The organism is Kribbella capetownensis (genome assembly GCF_004331485.1).
Lineage (GTDB): Bacteria > Actinomycetota > Actinomycetes > Propionibacteriales > Kribbellaceae > Kribbella > Kribbella capetownensis.
The window spans coordinates 1,109,773-1,125,895 of record NZ_SJKD01000001.1 but is presented as its reverse complement, the minus strand read 5'-3'; the positions used below and the strand labels follow the sequence as shown (position 1 = coordinate 1,125,895).

Below are 16,123 nucleotides of genomic sequence, written 5' to 3'. Positions count from 1 at the left end.
CCAGACAGCATCTGTCACAACTGCGTTGCGATCAGGGCAGCTTCTCGAGCCGGACGAGCTTGAAGTTGGTGCCCTCGCGGTCACCGTCACCAGGCGTGTTCTCACCGTCATGCACAGCGAACAGACCGTGCGGGAACCGCGGCCCGAGCGGCTGAGTGGTCACCGCCGCGCCGTCACTGTGCTGTACGCCGTCCGCCGCCGAACCGTCGACCATCTGGAAGCCGGCGCGGTAGACCAGCCGCCGCCCGTCCATCCGGTACGACGCGAACGTCGAGTCACCCTGGCCGGACGCGTACATGATCCGCTTGCCCTGCTCGTAGGCGATCGTCAGACCCTCGGCGTCCGCGCTGAGGTACTTCCCCGCGTCCCGGGTGACCGGCCCGGTCGGAGCGCACTCCTCGGTCTCCTCGTCGTACGCCGCCGGCTGACCGTACTCGCGGACCTTCTCCACCAGCTCGGGCTTGCCGTGCTGCGGGATGCGCCAGACGCCGACGTCCTCCTGGGCGGCGTACAGGTCGTTGGTGGTGCGGTCGAAGACCATGCCCTCGAGCTGCGGACGGTCGCCGGGCTCCTCGCACGGCGACCAGGTGCTGCCGTCGCTCAGCCGGAAACTGCTCGGCAGGTCGACGTTGCCGATCGGGCGGTAGGTGATCTTGCCGTGGCCGTCGGGGACGAGCCGGAAGAAGCCGATCCGGGTCTCGCTGCGGCGCGTGACCGCGACGACCGGCTGTCCGTGGATCTCGGTGGCGGCCAGGCCGTAGGCCGTGTGCTGGTCCTGGACCTCGTCGGTGTCCTTGCTGAACACGAGCGGCGCCTTGGCGGTGGTCACGTCGGTCAGTCGCCCTGCCTTGACGGCGTACGTCCTGAGCTGGTCGCGGCCGCGGTCGGTGACGACCGCGAGGTTGCCGACCAGGTCGACGTTGTTGAAGCGCCCGGGCTCCTGACCCGGCGCCGGCGGAGGCGGTGTCGCGATGTGCTGGACCTCCTGGCCGGAGAGGTCGAACACGGTCAGCCCGCCGTTCTTCAGGGTCCCGAGGACGACGCTGCGCTCGGGGTGCTTGGCGTCGATCCAGATGGCCGGGTCGTCGGCGTTGGCGTTGCCGCCGGCCTCGTCGTCCCAGTTCGGCACGGTCTCGGTGACCGCGGTCACCTCCGTGAGCCCACTGGCGTACGCCGGCTGGACACCCAGCGTGACGACCATCGCAGCAAGCGTGACACCGGCGATCCGCATCCAACTCTCCTCACCATCGGCAGTACGGCGCAGAGTGCCTGGCGCTGATGGACTGGCGGGAAACAGCGGATTGCTGACTGGAAACCGGCTTGCGCGGCGAGGCCCGCCCGCCTAGCGTAAGCATCGTCTTTGTATGACACCCCTGACAACCGAGGAGGGTCCCGGATGGCGGCTTCCGCCCCGGCCGCGCTGCCTGACGCCGGCGCCCGGCCCGCTTCGAGCGCGATGATCTGGACCGCGCTCGCGGTCGTATACGTCGTCTGGGGTTCGACCTACCTGGGCATCCGGGTGGTCGTGGACGCGGAGATCCCGCCGATGCTCGGGATGGCGACCCGGTTCCTCACCGCGGCGCTGCTGCTGGCCGCCGCGCTCAGCCTGAAGTCGGGGTGGCGGCGACTGAAGATCACCCGCCGGGAGGCGCTCGGCGCGGCCACGGTCGGCATCCTGTTGCTTGCCTTCGGCAACGGTGCGGTCGCGATCGCGGAGCAGACCGTACCGTCCGGCCTGGCGGCGCTGCTGGTCGCCGCGATCCCGCTCTGGCTGATGCTGCTGCGCGTCGGCGGCGGCGAGCGTCCCCGCGGCTTGACGTGGCTCGGCGTACTGATCGGATTCGGCGGGGCGGCACTGCTCGCGTTGTCGGGTGGCAACACGAGCGCGAAACCGCTGTCCGTCGCCGTCCTGGTGGTCGGAACGATCTGCTGGGCCACCGGCTCGCGATTCGCCCCGCGTCTCGGCCTGCCGCGCGATCCACTGGTGACCGCTCTGTACGAGATGGTCTTCGGCGGTACGGCGATGGTCCTGATCGGCGTGGTCCGCGGCGAGCCGGGCCGGTTGCACCTCGACCGGATCGACGGATCCGGCTGGCTCGCGCTCGGCTACCTGATCGTGTTCGGCTCGCTGCTCGCGTACTCCGCCTACTCCTACCTGCTGGCGAACGCGCCCATCTCGCTGATCGGCACCTACGCGTACGTGAATCCGGCGGTCGCCGTACTGCTCGGCTGGCTGATCCTCGACGAGCACATCACCTGGCAGATCCTGCTCGGCGGCGCAGTGATCATCATCGGCGTCGCGCTCGTGGTCACCGCCGAGCGGCGCCTGCGGACCTGACGGCTTCCAGAGACGGAAGAACCCGGGCCCTTGAGGACCCGGGTCTCCCACCGCTGCCGATGCGCGCGGCAGCGGGCCATGGTTGCCGGCCGGCACCCTGCCCCGAAAAAACACGGCGCGAAACTCCGGCAATGGTTCAACGATTTCCGATTCATCATGGTATTGCTCGTTCGGCGACCACCGAGCCCACCGAAAACAATCTTCCGATTCACCGGGTTTCATCCGTCACCCGCGCTGACTCAACGACGTACTCCGGGTTCGGTTACGGCCGATTCCCCATCAACTGACGATCGGTTCGGCGACAGTCCCGGCCGGCGGCAAGTTGCCTGGTCAGAGCGGATTTGCTGCGCCGTCAGGGAACTCATCACACGCTGCCTATGAGGGCGAGCACGGATGGAATAGCTGACAAAAATGTTTGTAACCGGCCCGGCCAGGTGTCGTTACCACTAAGACGAATCCGTCAAACCCGAAAGGAAACCTGGCATAATGCAGGTAACTCGCAAGATCGCCGCTGCCGCGGCAGTGGCGACCGTCGCCACGCTGGGCCTGGCTACCGTTGTGAGCGCGAACGTTCTCGACGACACGCAGCAGAAGGCTCAGGACACCGGCCTGGCCGACGCGGCGTCGCTGGCCAGCAAGGCCTACGGCGGCAACCACGGCTGGTACGGCGTCAAGCGCGACGGCGGCCTCCTGGCCATCGACGACAACAACGTCGGCCCCTTCCAGGCCTGCCACCTGTTCGGTTCCGGCACCGGTATCGGCGGCAACGTGCCGGCCAGCGACATCACCGGCGTCGTGGGCTTCTTCAACGACGGCAACTCGGTCACCGCTGTCAAGACCTGCGAGCAGGGCAACGCGCAGGCCAACCGCAAGTGGTACAAGATGGGCGACGACGGCGTGGTGTCGGTCAGCCGCAACAACGTCGGCCCGTTCCAGGCGTGCCACAACGAGCTGTCCGCGACGGGTATCGGCGGCAACGTGCCGCTGACCAACCTGGCCGGCGTTCTCGGTGCGTTCAACGACGGCAACTCGATCGACACGCTGAAGACCTGCGAGCAGGACTCGACGCAGAACAACTGACCCTCCCTGGTCAGTGATGCTGGACCCGAAAGAGCCACCTCGGTGGGGTGACTGATTCGGTAGCACCATCCGCGGCGCCGGGAGCAAGCCTCACTCCTCCCGGCGCCGCATCACGCCCGGCCCCCGTCCCAGCGCGGGCCGGGCTTTCGCATGCCCGATCCGCCGATGTGTCTAGAGGTGTCTGAGGTCTACGCAGGAGCCGTTGGGAAGGTCGCGGGCGAGGACGGACCAGATGCCGGCGGCTGCGGACTCGGGGGTGGCCAGGGCGCCGGACTGTTTGAGGGTGTGGAAGCGGTCTACCGATGGGAAGGACTCCGAGTCGGTGGAGCGGATTTCGGACTGCATGTCGGTGTCGACGACGCCGGGGGCGACCGCGATGACCCGGCAGCCGTCGGCCGGTTGCTCGGCGCCGACCGTGCGGACCCATTGCTCGACGGCCGCCTTGCCGGCGGTGTAGGAGGACCAGCCGGCGTACGGCGTCTTGGCGGCGCCGGAGGACAGCATGAGGAGGTGGCGTTCGCAGCGCAGGCCGGCGGTCGCGGTCAGGAAGGCTCGACCGAGGACCTGCGGTGCGACGGAGTTGAGTAGCACCGCACTGGTGTAGGCGGCGCTGTCGACCGCGTGGGCTGGACCGATCGGCGTAATGGTCCCGGCGTTGTGGATGAAGACGACGCGATCACCGTCGTACCCGGTGAGCTCTGCCTCGAAGTGCTTCTCGACCCGCTCCCAGCCGGCCGGATCGGAGAGGTCGGCCTTGAAGTGTTCCGCCGTACCTCCGCCGCGCCGGGACAGGTCGATCACCCGCGCATCCGGGTACGGGACGGCCGCGGCCAGAGCCGCCCCGATCCCGGCCGATGCGCCCGAGATCCAGATCAGCGACCTGGCCGCCGACCTCACTTGCGCCAGTCGCGCGCGACCGCGAGGAAGAGGTTGTTCGCTTCACGTTCGCCGATGGAGATCCGGGCGCCGTGACCGGCGAACGGACGGATCGAGACCCCCTCGGCCTGCACCGCCTCGGCGAACGCGACCGTGTCCTCGCCGAGCTCCAGCCAGACGAAGTTCGTCTGCGAATCGGGCACGTCCCAGCCCGCGGCGCGCAGCTCCTCGACGACTCGGGTCCGCTCATCAACCAGCGCCTCGACCCGCTCCAGCAACTGCTCCTCGACGGCAAGCGAGGCGATCGCGGCCGCCTGCGCTACGTGGCTGACCCCGAACGGCAACGCACACTTCCGGATCGCCGCAACCACCTCGGGGTGCCCGATCGCATAACCAACCCGGAAGCCGGCCAGCCCGTACGCCTTCGAGAAGGTCCGCAGTACGACGACGTTCGGCCGCTCCCGGTACACCTCGACACCGTCGACGATCCCGGGCTCGCGGACGAACTCGCGGTACGCCTCGTCCAGCACGACCAGGACATCGCGCGGTACGACGTCCAGGAACGCGAGCAACTCGTCCGCGCGGACCACCGGGCCGGTCGGGTTGTTCGGCGTACAGACCAGGACGACCTTGGTCCGCTCGGTGATCGCGGCTTCCATCGCCTTGAAGTCGTGCCGCGCGTCGACGGTCAGCGGCACCTGGACCGAGGTCGCGCCGGTCAGCTGGACCGCGATCGGGTACGCCTCGAACGAGCGCCAGGCGTAGATCACCTCGTCACCCTCGGAAACCGCGGCCTGCAGCAGGTGGTAGAGCAGCGCAACGGATCCGGTCCCGACGGCGAGGTCACTCACCGGTACGCCGAACCGTGCCGACAGGGCCTCGAGCAGGTCGACCGCACCCATGTCCGGGTAGCGGTTCATCTGCGCCGCAGCCTCGGTGGCAGCGGCCAGGACGCCGGGCAGCGGCGGGTACGGGTTCTCGTTGCTGGACAACTTGTACGTCGGCCGGCCGTCGGAGCGCGCGGGCGGACGACCGGGCTTGTAAGCCGCCACATCGTCCAGGCACCCGCGGAAGCGAACCTCGTTGTCAGGGGTCATGCCCGCAGGTTAATCCTTACCGCACCCTCCGGCCACCCTGGCTGGGTCACACCAAGAGGCCCGGCTGAGTCACTCCCGACACCGCGCGAACCCGCATGTTGCGCGGACCGATTCTTGGCTGCACACTGACTGATTGTCGGACAATCAGGGGATCTGACAGCAGATCTCGCCAGTCATCGGAGGGTGTTCATGGGTCAGTCGCTGGAGTGGGGTCGCCGGTATCTGATGGTCCGCCCGGACCACTTCCGGATCGACTACGTGATCAACCCCTACATGTCGACGCACGACCAGCCGGATCCCGAGCTGGCTCTGAAGCAGTGGGACTCGCTACGGCAGGCGATCGTGGACGCCGATGGCGAGGTCGAGGTGCTGCCGCAGCGGCCGGACTCGCCGGACATGGTCTACGCGATGAACCTCGGCCTCGCGGCGGCGGACGGCCGCGCGATGCTCTCCCACATGCGGTTCGAGCCGCGCCGCAAGGAGTCGCTGACCGCGGGTGACTGGTTCGTCGGGCACGGGTTCGCACTCGGCCGGCCCGGCAGTGACGGCGTCGGGCCGCACTTCGAGTCCGGCGACGCGTTCGTGTTCGGCGACAGCTTGGTCGTCGGCTACGGCCCGCGCACCGAGGCAGGCGCCCTCAAGCACCTGGCGACCGAGTGGAACATCCGCGTCCGCGGGCTGCGGATCGCGCACGAGGGCATGTACCACCTCGACCTGCCGTTCTGCCCGGTCGACAGCACGCACGCGATGGTCTACCCGGCGGCGTTCGACGCGGCGAGCCAGGCGGCGCTGTTCGACCTCGTGCCGGACCCGATCGTGCTGACCGACGACGAGGCGTTCGCGTTCAGCGGCAACTCGATCGTGGTGAACGAGACGATCATCATGCCGGCCTGCTCCCCGCGTCTGCACGACGTACTCGCTGGACTCGGACTGCGCGTGGTTGTCCTCGACTTCACTGAGTTCCACAAGGCCGGTGGGTCCGCTCGCTGCCTGACAAACCCGCTCGACTTCCCACTGGACTCCATCACGACTCCGGGCGGCGAGCTCATCCTCCCCGCATGACCGTGTAGATGAGCTCGAGGTCGTCGGGGTTGTACCCGTGGCCGGTGAGCCAGTCGTGGGCGTTCTTCCGGCCTTCGGGATAGGTCAGCCTGATGTAGAAGGCGAGGTACTCGGGGTCTCCCGGGTGAGCCCGGGAGACGCCCTGGTCGATGGTGAAGCCGCGGCCGACCAAGGGCAGCTCCTGCAGCAGCGGGTACTTCGCCTCGAGCCGGCCATTGAGCTCGTCGAACCGGCGGCCGGCATCGGACTCCGTCTCCAGCACCTGGTCAGGATGTGCCGTCTCCCAGGCACGGCCCTCGGCGTCGTCGGCGAACAGGTACATCTTGTAGCTGGCATCCGCGTGGACCTCGACGGTCTCGGTGTACGTCTCGAACCCGGGCCGCTCACCGGTCAACGTATGCCGGCCCGCCTTCACCGCAACGTCGCCGTTCGCCGGGATCTGCCGGCCGTCGAGTGTAAGGGTGAGGTCGTTCGGGATCGACGTGATGGTGAGCGTGTGCCCCCCGTCCCCGCGAAACGCCACGAGGCCACCGATCAGCAACGCGATGACACCCAAGACCATCCACAACTTCTCAGTCATCTGACCTCCGAGCGACGGTGTAGTGGCCGCGCGAGTCGGAGAAGTACACCCGCGACGCCTCCGGCACATGCTCGGTCAGCGAGGCCGACGCCGCGTTGTACGTCTTCCCGTCGCCGCCCGTGTAGTTGCCGGTGTAGATGAACGTGTGCCCGTCGTGCACGAAGATGTCGCCCGGCCGCAACTGCCCTTCGTTGGTCAGATCCTCGAACACCTCGTACTTCGGTGATCCCCGCACATAAGCCCGCTGGCTACTGGTGAGCCGGCGTACGTAGTCCTTGTCGGCACCACTCATCACCATCACGGTCGCCACGAAGACACCGCAGTCGGTCAGCTCGTCGTACCCCTTGGAGCCGTTGTACGCCGCCTCGGCCGCTGCATAAGCCGGCTTCGGGTCGTGGCCGTGGCCAGGGGTGTCCCAGGCAAGGGCCAGCGCGGTCTCGACGATTCCACCATCGCACTGTCCACCACTGGCGCCATCGCCGTACCGCTCCAGGACAGTCCGGGCATCGGCCTTGCGCTGAGCCCAGTTGGCACCGGCCAGGTCGTCGCGATCGGCGAAGCGCTCAAAGTGGTAGCCGAAGGCAAACGTTGCCTCGTCGACGGTCGTGGCGACCTTCAGCTTGTCACCGGCGACCTTCTCCGGCACCGGCCCGCCACCGTCGAGCTGATCCTTGAGAAAGTCCAGCTGGAACTCCAGCGACTCGATCGTCGCGTCGGCGACCCCCGCCTGGCGGGCCGGCTCGATCAGCTTCCCCGCAGGAGTCCACTGCACCAGGCCCCACCCGAGCGGGCTGTCGACCATGTCAGCCGGATGCGTGACCGTGCCCGGTACGTCGCCCTGCCGCAGCGCAGGCTCGACGCTGGATTCAGTGATCAGATTGCCGACCACCCCAGCCGCCTGCTCCTTGCTGTAGCCGGCCGAGACGAAGAAGTTGAACGCCTGCTGCCGGTTGCCCTTGCCTGTCAGACCGGTCGGATCGCACTGCGCCTCGGCTGTATCCATCCCGGCCAGGCCGACAACGACCAGGGCCAGCACGATCAGCAGCGGCAGGAACAGCGCCGCCACGACGCCGCCGATGACCGGCACGACCTTGATGTCACCCACCCGAAAATCCTGCCTGAAAGGGGCCTTTCCGCATCGTGAGTTATCCACAGGGGGGTGCCGGGCGCGACAACGGACCCTGCCTGGACGAGAATCTCCCTATGTACGAACGGCTGCGGGTGGATCGCTCGACGACAGTGGACCGGGTGGTCGACGCCCTGCGCTCCGCCCTGTTCGCCGGCGACCTCGAGCCCGGTACGCCGTTGCGCGAGCAACCGCTGGCCGAGGCACTCGGTGTTGCCCGGAGCACCGTTCGCGAGGCAATGACCATGCTGGTCACCGAGGGACTCGCGGTCCGAGAGCCGAACAAGGGCGTCAGCGTCGCGATCCTGCACCCCGACGCGGTGGCGGACATCTGCCGGGCCCGGTTCGTGCTGGAGTCGGCCGGGATCCGGGCCTGGTTCGATGCGGATGAGGCCGCGCGCGAGCGAGTCCGCGAGGCGATGCGGACGTTTGCCGCCACGGCCAAGGATGGTGCCGACCCGGAGGCGATGACCGAGACGCACCTGGCGATCCACCGCAGTCTGGTCGCGCTCACCGGCAGCGAGCGGCTGATCGCGACCGCCGACTCGGTCACTGGCGAGGCGCGACTCGCACTGGCCCGGGTGGACGCGCTGCGGCAGGACGCGCGCCAACAGGTCGCGTCCCACCGCAAGCTGGTCCGGCTGCTCGAACGCGGCGAGCTCGACGAATGCGTCGAGGAACTCCGCCGTCACCTCGAGGGCGCCCAGGAGTCCCTCCTGGAAGCCATCGCGATGCCGCCCAGCTGACCGCCTGCCCCTTGCTCCCGTCTGGTGGGTTAGCCCAGCCGAGGGTGGGTTGGCCCACCGGATTCCGATGGGCCAACCCACACAGCGGTGGGTCAGCCCAGCAGACGGGGGTTGGAGGGGTGGGCGCCGGTGGCGGTGACGTCGTACGTCTTGGAGCCGACGCGGAGGCCGGTCAGGCGCGCGTCCGGGTCCAGGGCGGCGACCTGTGGGTTCGCGGTGACTGTTCCGTCCAGGCCGACCTCGAGACCGAAGACACCCTCCAGGATCAGGCTGACCCAGGAGCCGGAGGACGAGCACGACCAGTCGATCAGGTACGGGAACTGCGGCGGCGACTTGCGGGCACCACCGGCCATGGCCGGGACCGCCTCCTCGACGAAGTGCGCCTGACCGGTCGGACCCTGGTTGGCCGACTTCGCCAAGCCAGGCAGCCAATCCAGTACGACGTCCGCCCGGCCCAGCTGGAACAGCGCCCGCCCGGCGTCGGCCGGCCAAGCCGGATAGGCACCGTTCCACTGGTGATCCGGCCGCAGGCTGAACGCCGCATCGGCGTCGTACGGCGAGAGCGCCCGCATCCAGGTCGGTGTCTGCAGTTCGCGCTGGAAGAATTCGACCATTTCGGCCCGCTGCGTCTCGGAGAGGTCGGCGGCCATCGTCGTACCGACGATGTTGAAGTCGTAGCAGTGCCGCACCGGGACCATGGCTCCGTCGGGCTGCCGGGCGTGGAAGAAGCCGGCGCCCTCGACGTACAACTCGTTGACGTGTCCGGCCTGCTCGTCGGCCTCCTTGCGCAGCAACTCGGCACGGTCGTCGTCGCCCGAGCGGGAGGCGAGCTCGGCAGCAACACGGAGACACCACACGTTCGCGGCGTTGAAGCTGGCGACCTCGTGGACGTAGCTGCTGACGCACTCGAGCAGGTTGTCGATGCCGCCGTAGTCCGCGAGCGCGTGGTCGCCGCGCAGTCCGCGCCAGGCGGTCGCCCAGTCATACAGGTGCTCGCCGACCGGCTTGCTGCCGACCGAATCGTCCAGGAAGCCTGAGTTTCCGGTGAAGCGCACGTAGTCACGCACCAACCGCGTCATCGCAAAGTCGTTGACGGAGTACCAGTAGCCAACCGGTCCGCCGGTCAGCCACTCCGTCCCGAAGTGCTTGTGCGTGTCGAGATCGATCCAGTGCTCGATGTGCTTGCGCATCGGCGCCGGATCGAGCAGCGCGTGGGTCAGCGACGAGAGGCTGTAGTCCCAGATGAACGTCGTCGTCTGCCAGTAGCGCGGCATCAACGTGTCGTACGTCCGCCCGAGCACACTGGCCGGGTTGTCCCGCCGGAACCAGATCACGCCGAGCACGCCCCACCAGTACAGCTTCCGCAGCGCCTCGTTCGACGTCTCCAGGATCGGCAGCGACCCACTGAACCCATCGCTGTCCGGGTCGAACGCATCCGCCAACGCCTTGTCCCACAGGACTTCCGCGTCCGCGATCACCGCCGGTACGTCGGCCACACACGCGTCGAAGTGCTCCGTCGCCTGAGCCAGGTCACCCGCCAGCACATGTACGTACGCCAGCCGGCCACGGCCCGACGAGTCCAGCGTGATCGTTGCTTCGAGCATCGAACGATCCACGGCACCCGGTACGTCGAGACCCTGCACACTCACCGCGGACCCGGACTCCCCTGTTCCGACGACATGTTCGCCGTCGGCACGCAATGTGTTCGGCTCCGACGGCGGCTCCGGCTTCAGCCAGCCGCTCGGCGAACGAGTCGCCGTACTGTTCAGTGCAAGGCCCAGACGCACCGAGCGCCCTGGTGCTCCAGAAACCTCCAGCTGTACGACGACCGCGGGGCGGCCGGGCGCACACGCGGTGGTCGACCGCAGGTCCAGCCCGTCGACCGTGGTCGAGCGCACCACACAGTCCGGCCGCCACACCACCTCGACGGTGCCGCCGTACGACCGGGCCAGCCGGCCGTCGACGTACAGCTGACCGGTGATGCAGTCGCCGTGCGAGTACGGCGGGAAGTTCACGCTGCGGACCGCGAACACGTCCAGATCGACCTGTGCGGTGCCCAGGAAGTTGGTCAGCCCGGGCGGGTTGAACATGTCGTCGTACGTGTGGGTCAGAACGTCGCTCGCCAGATCGGCGCTGCGCGGGATGGTCACGAAGGATCGGCCCAATCGGTGTTCGGGAGCAGGGGATACCAGTCCGGCCTGGCCGGGTCGCGGTCGTACGGGTAGGGGCCGAGCTCGCGGAACAGTTCGGCGTACTCGGCCAGCTTGTCGCGGTCCAGCTCGACCCCGAGACCGGGGGCCTCCGGTACGGCGATCGTCCCGCCGTCGTACGGAAGCTTGCCTCCGACAATGATGTCGTCGCGCAGATGGTGGTAGTGCGCGTCCGCGGCGAACGCGAGGTTCGGGACCACCGCGCCCAGGTGCAGCATCGTCGCCAGCTGGATGCCGAGCTCGCCGGAGGAGTGCACGGCAACCCCGAGCTGGAAGGTCTCGCAGACGCCGGCTGCCTTGATGCACGGCCGGATGCCGCCCCAGAACGTCGTGTCCAGCAGGATCACGTCGACGGCCGGGTCGAGCACGTTCGCGGCGAGCTGCTCGAAGTTCACCACCACCGTGTTGGTGGCCAGCGGGATCGGGGTGTTCTCGCGGACCCGGCGCATCCCGTTCAGGCCCCAGGTCGGGTCCTCGAGGTAGTCGTTGTCGAGGTCCTCGATGCCGCGGGCGAACCGGATCGCCTCCTCGACACTGAACGCGCCGTTCGGGTCGAACCGGACCCGGTGCCCCGGGAACGCCTCGGCCAGCGCGCGGAAACACTCCCGCTCGTAGTCCGGCGGGAAAACGCCGCCCTTCAGCTTGTGCACGCGGAAGCCGTGCTCGTCGACGAGCGCCCGCGCGTGCTCCACGAGCTGCTCGGCAGTCCGGATCTCGCCGGTGCCGTCGTCGGCCGGGTGCCGGAAGAACAGGTAGCTGGCGAACTCCACCCGGTCGCGGACCTTGCCGCCGAGCAGTTCATGTACCGGTACGCCGAGCTCCCGGCCCTGCAGGTCGAGGCAAGCGAACTCGATCGCGGCCAGCAACTGGGTCCGGTTGTTGTAGAGGCTCGCGGTCGGGTTGGCGAGCATCCAGCGCAGCGCCTCGGTGCGGGCCGGGTCATGGCCGACCAGGTACGGCTTGAGTCCGGTGACCGCGGCCTCGGCGCTCTGGCCGCCACCGCCCATCTCGCCCAGGCCGATCAGGCCGTTGTCGGCCTCGACCTCGACGACGGTCCGGACGAACCGCCCCCAGTGCGCGCCGTTGCTGTGCCGCAGCGGTGCCTCGAGCGGCATCGTGACGGTGGTGGCGCGGATGTCGACGATCTTCACTTGGCATCCTCCGGAAGTACGACGGCCAGTCCGGCGGTCAGTCCGCCGTCCACCTTCACGTCCGCGCCGGTGACGAACGCGGCACCCGGCGAGGCCAGGAAATGGATGACCTCGGCAACTTCTCCGGGTGTCGCCACCCGGCCGAGCGGATGCGAGCGGCCCCACTCGGCGACCACCTCGTCGGTCGATCGCCCACCGCCGAACTGCGCCGCGGACGTCCGCAGCATCGGAGTGTCCACCGAGCCGGGGCAGACCGCGTTCACGCGGATCCCGTCCGGGGCGTGATCCACCGCCATCGCCCGCACGAGGCTGAGCAGCGCGCCCTTCCCCATCGAGTACGCCGCGACACTCTTCTGCGCGGCATAGGCCTGCACCGAGGAAACCACCACAACACTCCCGCCGCGTGGAAGCTTCGGCACGAACGCCTGACAAGCAAAGAACACCCCGCCGACATTCACCGCCATCACTTCGTCGAAGACCGCAGGCGGGGTATCCACCACAGTCCCGTACCGCTGAATCCCAGCCGCACAGACCAACACATCCACGCTCTCAAGCTGCTCCGCAGCTCCTGCCAAGGCCCCCCGGTCACCCACATCGACCACGATCCCGCGGACGCCCAACTCCTTCTCGAGCGCAGCCAGTGCATCCGCATCCCGATCCAGGGCAACCACCTGATCGCCTTCGGCAACAAACTTCTCGGCAGCACCCCGCCCGATCCCGGCGGCCCCGCCGGTCACGACGACTGTGCGGCGCCCCCCACCCCCGCCGCCGGAGGCGGCGCTGTGCACTTCGCCACCGACGGTGGCGCCAGGATCCTGCGACATATGTGTCCCTTTCAGAACTGGCCGAGGGCGAGGCCTCGGGAGAAGAAGCGTTGGGCGGCGAGGAAGAGGATGACGGTGGGGAGGGAGACCAGGAGTCCGCCGGCCAGGACGGTGGGCAGGGCGGCGCCGCCGTACGTGCTCTGCAGGCCGGTGAGAGCGGGCATGATCGGGCGGACCGATTCGGACTGACTCAGGGTCAGGCCCAGCAGCAGGTCGTTCCAGACGAACGTCGCCTGCAGGATGAAGATCGCGGCCAGCGCCGAGCCCGCCATCGGCAGGTAGATGCTGCGGAAGATCCGGAACAGTCCGCCGCCGTCGACCACCGCGGCCTCGAACACGCTCCGCGCGATCCCGGTGAAGAAGTTCCGCATCACGAAGGCCGAGAACGGCACGCTGATCGCGGTGTAGACGATGATCATCCCGACCCGGGTGTCGTACAGGCCGGAGTCGGCGTACCCGGAGAACAGCGGCATCAGGATCATCTGCAGCGGGAAGATCGTGCCGCCGAAGATGAACACGAACCACAGGAATCCGCGCTTCAGCTTCAGTACGACGATCGCGTACCCGGCAGCGGCACCGATCAGCACCGCGAGCACCGGCGCGATCACGCTGTACAGCGTCGTCGCCACCAACGTGTCGCCCAGTGCCGCCTTGCTCCAGGCGTCCCCGAAGTTCGTGAACAGCGAGAAGCCGGCCGGCTTCCACACCGTCGCCGCGTCGTACCCGTCGACGGACTTCGACGCGTTCACGATCAGCAGGTACACCGGCGCGAGCCAGATCAGCCCGAGCACGACGAGGAAAGGAGTCTTAACCCTGCTCACGCGAATCTCCCAACTGGTAGCGGAGATAGAGGATCGACGCGGCAAAGGTGACCAGGCTCAGGAACAGCGCGATCGCAGCACCCTGGCCGTAGTCGTTCAGCACGAACGTCTCCTTGTACATGGACAGCGCGAGCGTCTCCGACGACGTACCGGGACCGCCCTGCGTCATCACCCACACCACGTCGAACGTCTTGAGGCTGCCGACGATCGACAGGCCGATGACGACCGTGGTGATCGGCCGCAGCTGCGGCCACAGCTGGTGCCAGAACATCCGGAAGCCCTCCGCACCGTCCAGCCGGGCGGCCTCCAGCGGCTCGGCCGGGATGGACTGCAGCCCGACCACGAACAGCAGGGCGTTCACACCGGCCGCCTGCCAGGTGACGGCCACAATCATCATCAGCGTGTTGCCCGGACCGGCCTGCAGCCAGCCGGTGTGCGCACCAGGGAGGCCGAAGAACCCCAGCATCTGCCCGAGCGCACCATCCGGCTGCAGCACGAAGCCCCAGATGACACCCACGGCCACACCGGAGATCGCGTACGGCAGCAGGAACGGCAGCCGCAGCCACGTGCCCCACTTGTGCCCGTACGTCAGTACGGCGATCAGTAGCCCGAGCACCACCGGCAGAGTCACCATGCCGGCGACCCACAGCAGCGTGTTGACCAGCGCACCGGTGAGATCCGGGTCGCTGAACATCGCCTTGTAGTTCGCCAGTCCGGACCAGATCGGTGAGGCCAGGCCGTCGTAGTCGGTGAAGCTGACGTACGTCGTCCACAGGAACGGCAGGTACAGCAGCAACGCGACCACGGCCACGGCCGGGAGGCCGAACAGTGGCGCGGCCCTGGCACCCGTCCGCGCCGACTGCTGTGCAGTCGTACGGCGCTTGACGGGTGCCGGCCGCTCGATGGTCGAGGTCACTTCTGCTTGGCCCAGTACGCGTCCGCCTCGGCCTGGATCTTCTGCAGGCCAGGCATCGGGTCGCCCGGCTTCGTGACGAACGCGCCGAACACCTCGAGCGCCTTGTTCGCCACCGGCACCGGTGTCGCCTCGAACCAGCGGTTGATCAACCGGTAGCCGTCACCACCGACGTCCTTGTTCAGCGCCGCCAGGCCCGGGTCCTTCACCTCGGCCTTCGGGTTGAACGACAGATCGCCGCGGGCGTTCGCCCAGGCGGTCTGCGCCTGCGGCGTGACCCACCAGTCGGTCCACTTCTTCACCGTCGAGGCGTGATCACTCGCGGCGGCCGAGCAGACCGGACCGGTCTCGAAGATCATCGAGGTCTTCGGCAGCGACGGATTCACGTTCGGGATGAGGAAGAAGTCGTAGTCGGTGCCGGCCTTCATCTTCAGCGTGTTCAGGTTGCCGCTGAACCAGGTGCCGAAGTTGATCATCGCGACGGAGCCACTCTTCAGCTGCGCCTGCGGCTCGGTCTTCGATCCCGGGTCACTGAAGTCGCCGGCCTCGATCATCTTCTTCCACTCGTTCATCACCTCGACCACGCCCGGGTCGGTGTACTTCGCCTTGCCGGCGGCGAGGGCGTCGTACAGGTCCGGGTCCTTGCCGGCCAGCAGCGTCTCGAACCAGACGAAGCTGAACAGGATGTTGGTCTGGTAGAACGGCTTCACTCCGACGGCCTTGACCTTGTCGGCCACCGTCATCAGTTCCTGCCAGCTCTTCGGGGTCTCGGTGATCCCGGCCTTCTTGAAGACGGCCTTGTTGTAGTACATCACCCAGTAGCCCGCCAGCAGCGGGAGACAATACTGCTTGCCGTCGAAGGTGAAATACTGCTTCAGCTGCTCCGGGATGTTGCCGTCAGCAACCGCCTTGCTCCACTGGTCGGTCGTTTCGGCGACGAGCTTCTGGTCCACCAGATCCTGAAGCTCCTTACCGGTGTGCCAGCTGAACAGGTCGGGCTTCTCCTTGGTCCGGAACGAGGACCGGATGAACGCGGTGTAGGTGTTGGAGTCGGAGTAGCCGACCGGCTCCATCCCGACCCCGACGTCCTTCTTGCTGGCCGCGCCGACCTGGACGAAGGCGTCCTTCCAGCCGCCCTTGTCGTTGTAGAACTTCAGCGAGTCGACCGGCTTGTCCTCGCCCTTGGCGGCACTCGAGCCGCCACCGCCCCCGCAGGCGGACAGCACGAGCGCGCCGGCCACCGCCAGAGCGGTCAGTGCTTTCCGATTGGTGATGCGTCGCATTGTGGTGCGTCCTCTC

At 67.9% G+C, this 16,123-nt stretch carries 15 protein-coding genes; 4 read left to right on the top strand and 11 right to left on the bottom strand.

Translation table 11 applies throughout. The features are described from left to right. Positions 1–31: 31 nt before the first annotated feature. Positions 32–1,231 (bottom strand): phytase, encoded by a 1,200-nt coding sequence (locus E0H75_RS05580; protein ID WP_131511960.1) that lies wholly within the window; start codon positions 1,229–1,231, stop codon positions 32–34. Between the two features lie 165 nt (positions 1,232–1,396). On the opposite strand from E0H75_RS05580, the gene E0H75_RS05575 reads away from it, so the two are divergent. Together E0H75_RS05575 and E0H75_RS05570 are read left to right on the top strand one after the other, a co-directional pair. Then, entirely contained in the window at positions 1,397–2,338 is a 942-nt protein-coding gene (locus E0H75_RS05575; protein ID WP_131511958.1) for an EamA family transporter, read from the top strand. A 486-nt stretch (positions 2,339–2,824) separates the two neighbouring features. Continuing rightward, positions 2,825–3,418, top strand: coding sequence for a hypothetical protein (locus E0H75_RS05570; RefSeq protein WP_131511957.1), 594 nt, complete (start codon positions 2,825–2,827; stop codon positions 3,416–3,418). Positions 3,419–3,589: 171 nt separating this feature from the next. On the opposite strand, the gene E0H75_RS05565 is transcribed toward E0H75_RS05570, so the two are convergent. Together E0H75_RS05565 and hisC are read right to left on the bottom strand one after the other, a co-directional pair. After that, entirely contained in the window at positions 3,590–4,315 is a 726-nt protein-coding gene (locus E0H75_RS05565) for an SDR family NAD(P)-dependent oxidoreductase (protein WP_165553462.1), read from the bottom strand. Beyond that, positions 4,312–5,391 (bottom strand): histidinol-phosphate transaminase, encoded by a 1,080-nt coding sequence (gene hisC, locus E0H75_RS05560; RefSeq protein ID WP_131511953.1) that lies wholly within the window; start codon positions 5,389–5,391, stop codon positions 4,312–4,314. Before hisC ends, E0H75_RS05565 begins: the two co-directional genes overlap by 4 nt. Before the next feature lie 189 nt (positions 5,392–5,580). Here hisC and E0H75_RS05555 point away from each other — a divergent pair, with 189 nt between their 5' ends. After that, positions 5,581–6,453, top strand: a complete 873-nt coding sequence (locus tag E0H75_RS05555) for a dimethylarginine dimethylaminohydrolase family protein (RefSeq protein ID WP_131511951.1) — start codon at positions 5,581–5,583, stop codon at positions 6,451–6,453. Here E0H75_RS05555 and E0H75_RS05550 read toward each other — a convergent pair. Together E0H75_RS05550 and E0H75_RS05545 are read right to left on the bottom strand one after the other, a co-directional pair. Continuing rightward, positions 6,437–7,033 (bottom strand): PEGA domain-containing protein, encoded by a 597-nt coding sequence (locus tag E0H75_RS05550; protein ID WP_131511949.1) that lies wholly within the window; start codon positions 7,031–7,033, stop codon positions 6,437–6,439. The genes E0H75_RS05555 and E0H75_RS05550 overlap by 17 nt on opposite strands. Next, a complete protein-coding gene (locus tag E0H75_RS05545; protein WP_131511947.1) occupies positions 7,026–8,138 on the bottom strand; it encodes a phage tail tip lysozyme in 1,113 nt (370 codons plus the stop codon). The genes E0H75_RS05550 and E0H75_RS05545 overlap by 8 nt, the downstream gene beginning before the upstream one ends. Before the next feature lie 98 nt (positions 8,139–8,236). Here E0H75_RS05545 and E0H75_RS05540 point away from each other — a divergent pair, with 98 nt between their 5' ends. Beyond that, the gene (locus E0H75_RS05540; RefSeq protein WP_131364984.1) at positions 8,237–8,905 is read left to right on the top strand and encodes a GntR family transcriptional regulator; all 669 of its coding nucleotides are present in this window, start codon (positions 8,237–8,239) and stop codon (positions 8,903–8,905) included. Between the two features lie 92 nt (positions 8,906–8,997). On the opposite strand, the gene E0H75_RS05535 is transcribed toward E0H75_RS05540, so the two are convergent. The 6 genes from E0H75_RS05535 to E0H75_RS05510 are packed head-to-tail and all read right to left on the bottom strand — an operon-like array spanning position 8,998 to position 16,107. After that, on the bottom strand, positions 8,998–11,055 hold the full coding sequence (locus E0H75_RS05535) for a hypothetical protein (RefSeq protein ID WP_131511945.1): 2,058 nt from the start codon (positions 11,053–11,055) through the stop codon (positions 8,998–9,000). Continuing rightward, a complete protein-coding gene (locus E0H75_RS05530) occupies positions 11,052–12,266 on the bottom strand; it encodes an enolase C-terminal domain-like protein (RefSeq protein ID WP_131511943.1) in 1,215 nt (404 codons plus the stop codon). Before E0H75_RS05530 ends, E0H75_RS05535 begins: the two co-directional genes overlap by 4 nt. Further along, entirely contained in the window at positions 12,263–13,090 is an 828-nt protein-coding gene (locus E0H75_RS05525) for an SDR family NAD(P)-dependent oxidoreductase (RefSeq protein ID WP_131511941.1), read from the bottom strand. Before E0H75_RS05525 ends, E0H75_RS05530 begins: the two co-directional genes overlap by 4 nt. A gap of 11 nt (positions 13,091–13,101) precedes the next feature. After that, on the bottom strand, positions 13,102–13,911 hold the full coding sequence (locus E0H75_RS05520; protein ID WP_131511939.1) for a carbohydrate ABC transporter permease: 810 nt from the start codon (positions 13,909–13,911) through the stop codon (positions 13,102–13,104). Beyond that, the gene (locus E0H75_RS05515) at positions 13,898–14,827 is read right to left on the bottom strand and encodes a carbohydrate ABC transporter permease (RefSeq protein ID WP_238162850.1); all 930 of its coding nucleotides are present in this window, start codon (positions 14,825–14,827) and stop codon (positions 13,898–13,900) included. The genes E0H75_RS05520 and E0H75_RS05515 overlap by 14 nt, the downstream gene beginning before the upstream one ends. Then, positions 14,824–16,107, bottom strand: coding sequence for an ABC transporter substrate-binding protein (locus tag E0H75_RS05510; protein WP_131511935.1), 1,284 nt, complete (start codon positions 16,105–16,107; stop codon positions 14,824–14,826). The genes E0H75_RS05515 and E0H75_RS05510 overlap by 4 nt, the downstream gene beginning before the upstream one ends. Positions 16,108–16,123 lie beyond the last annotated feature (16 nt).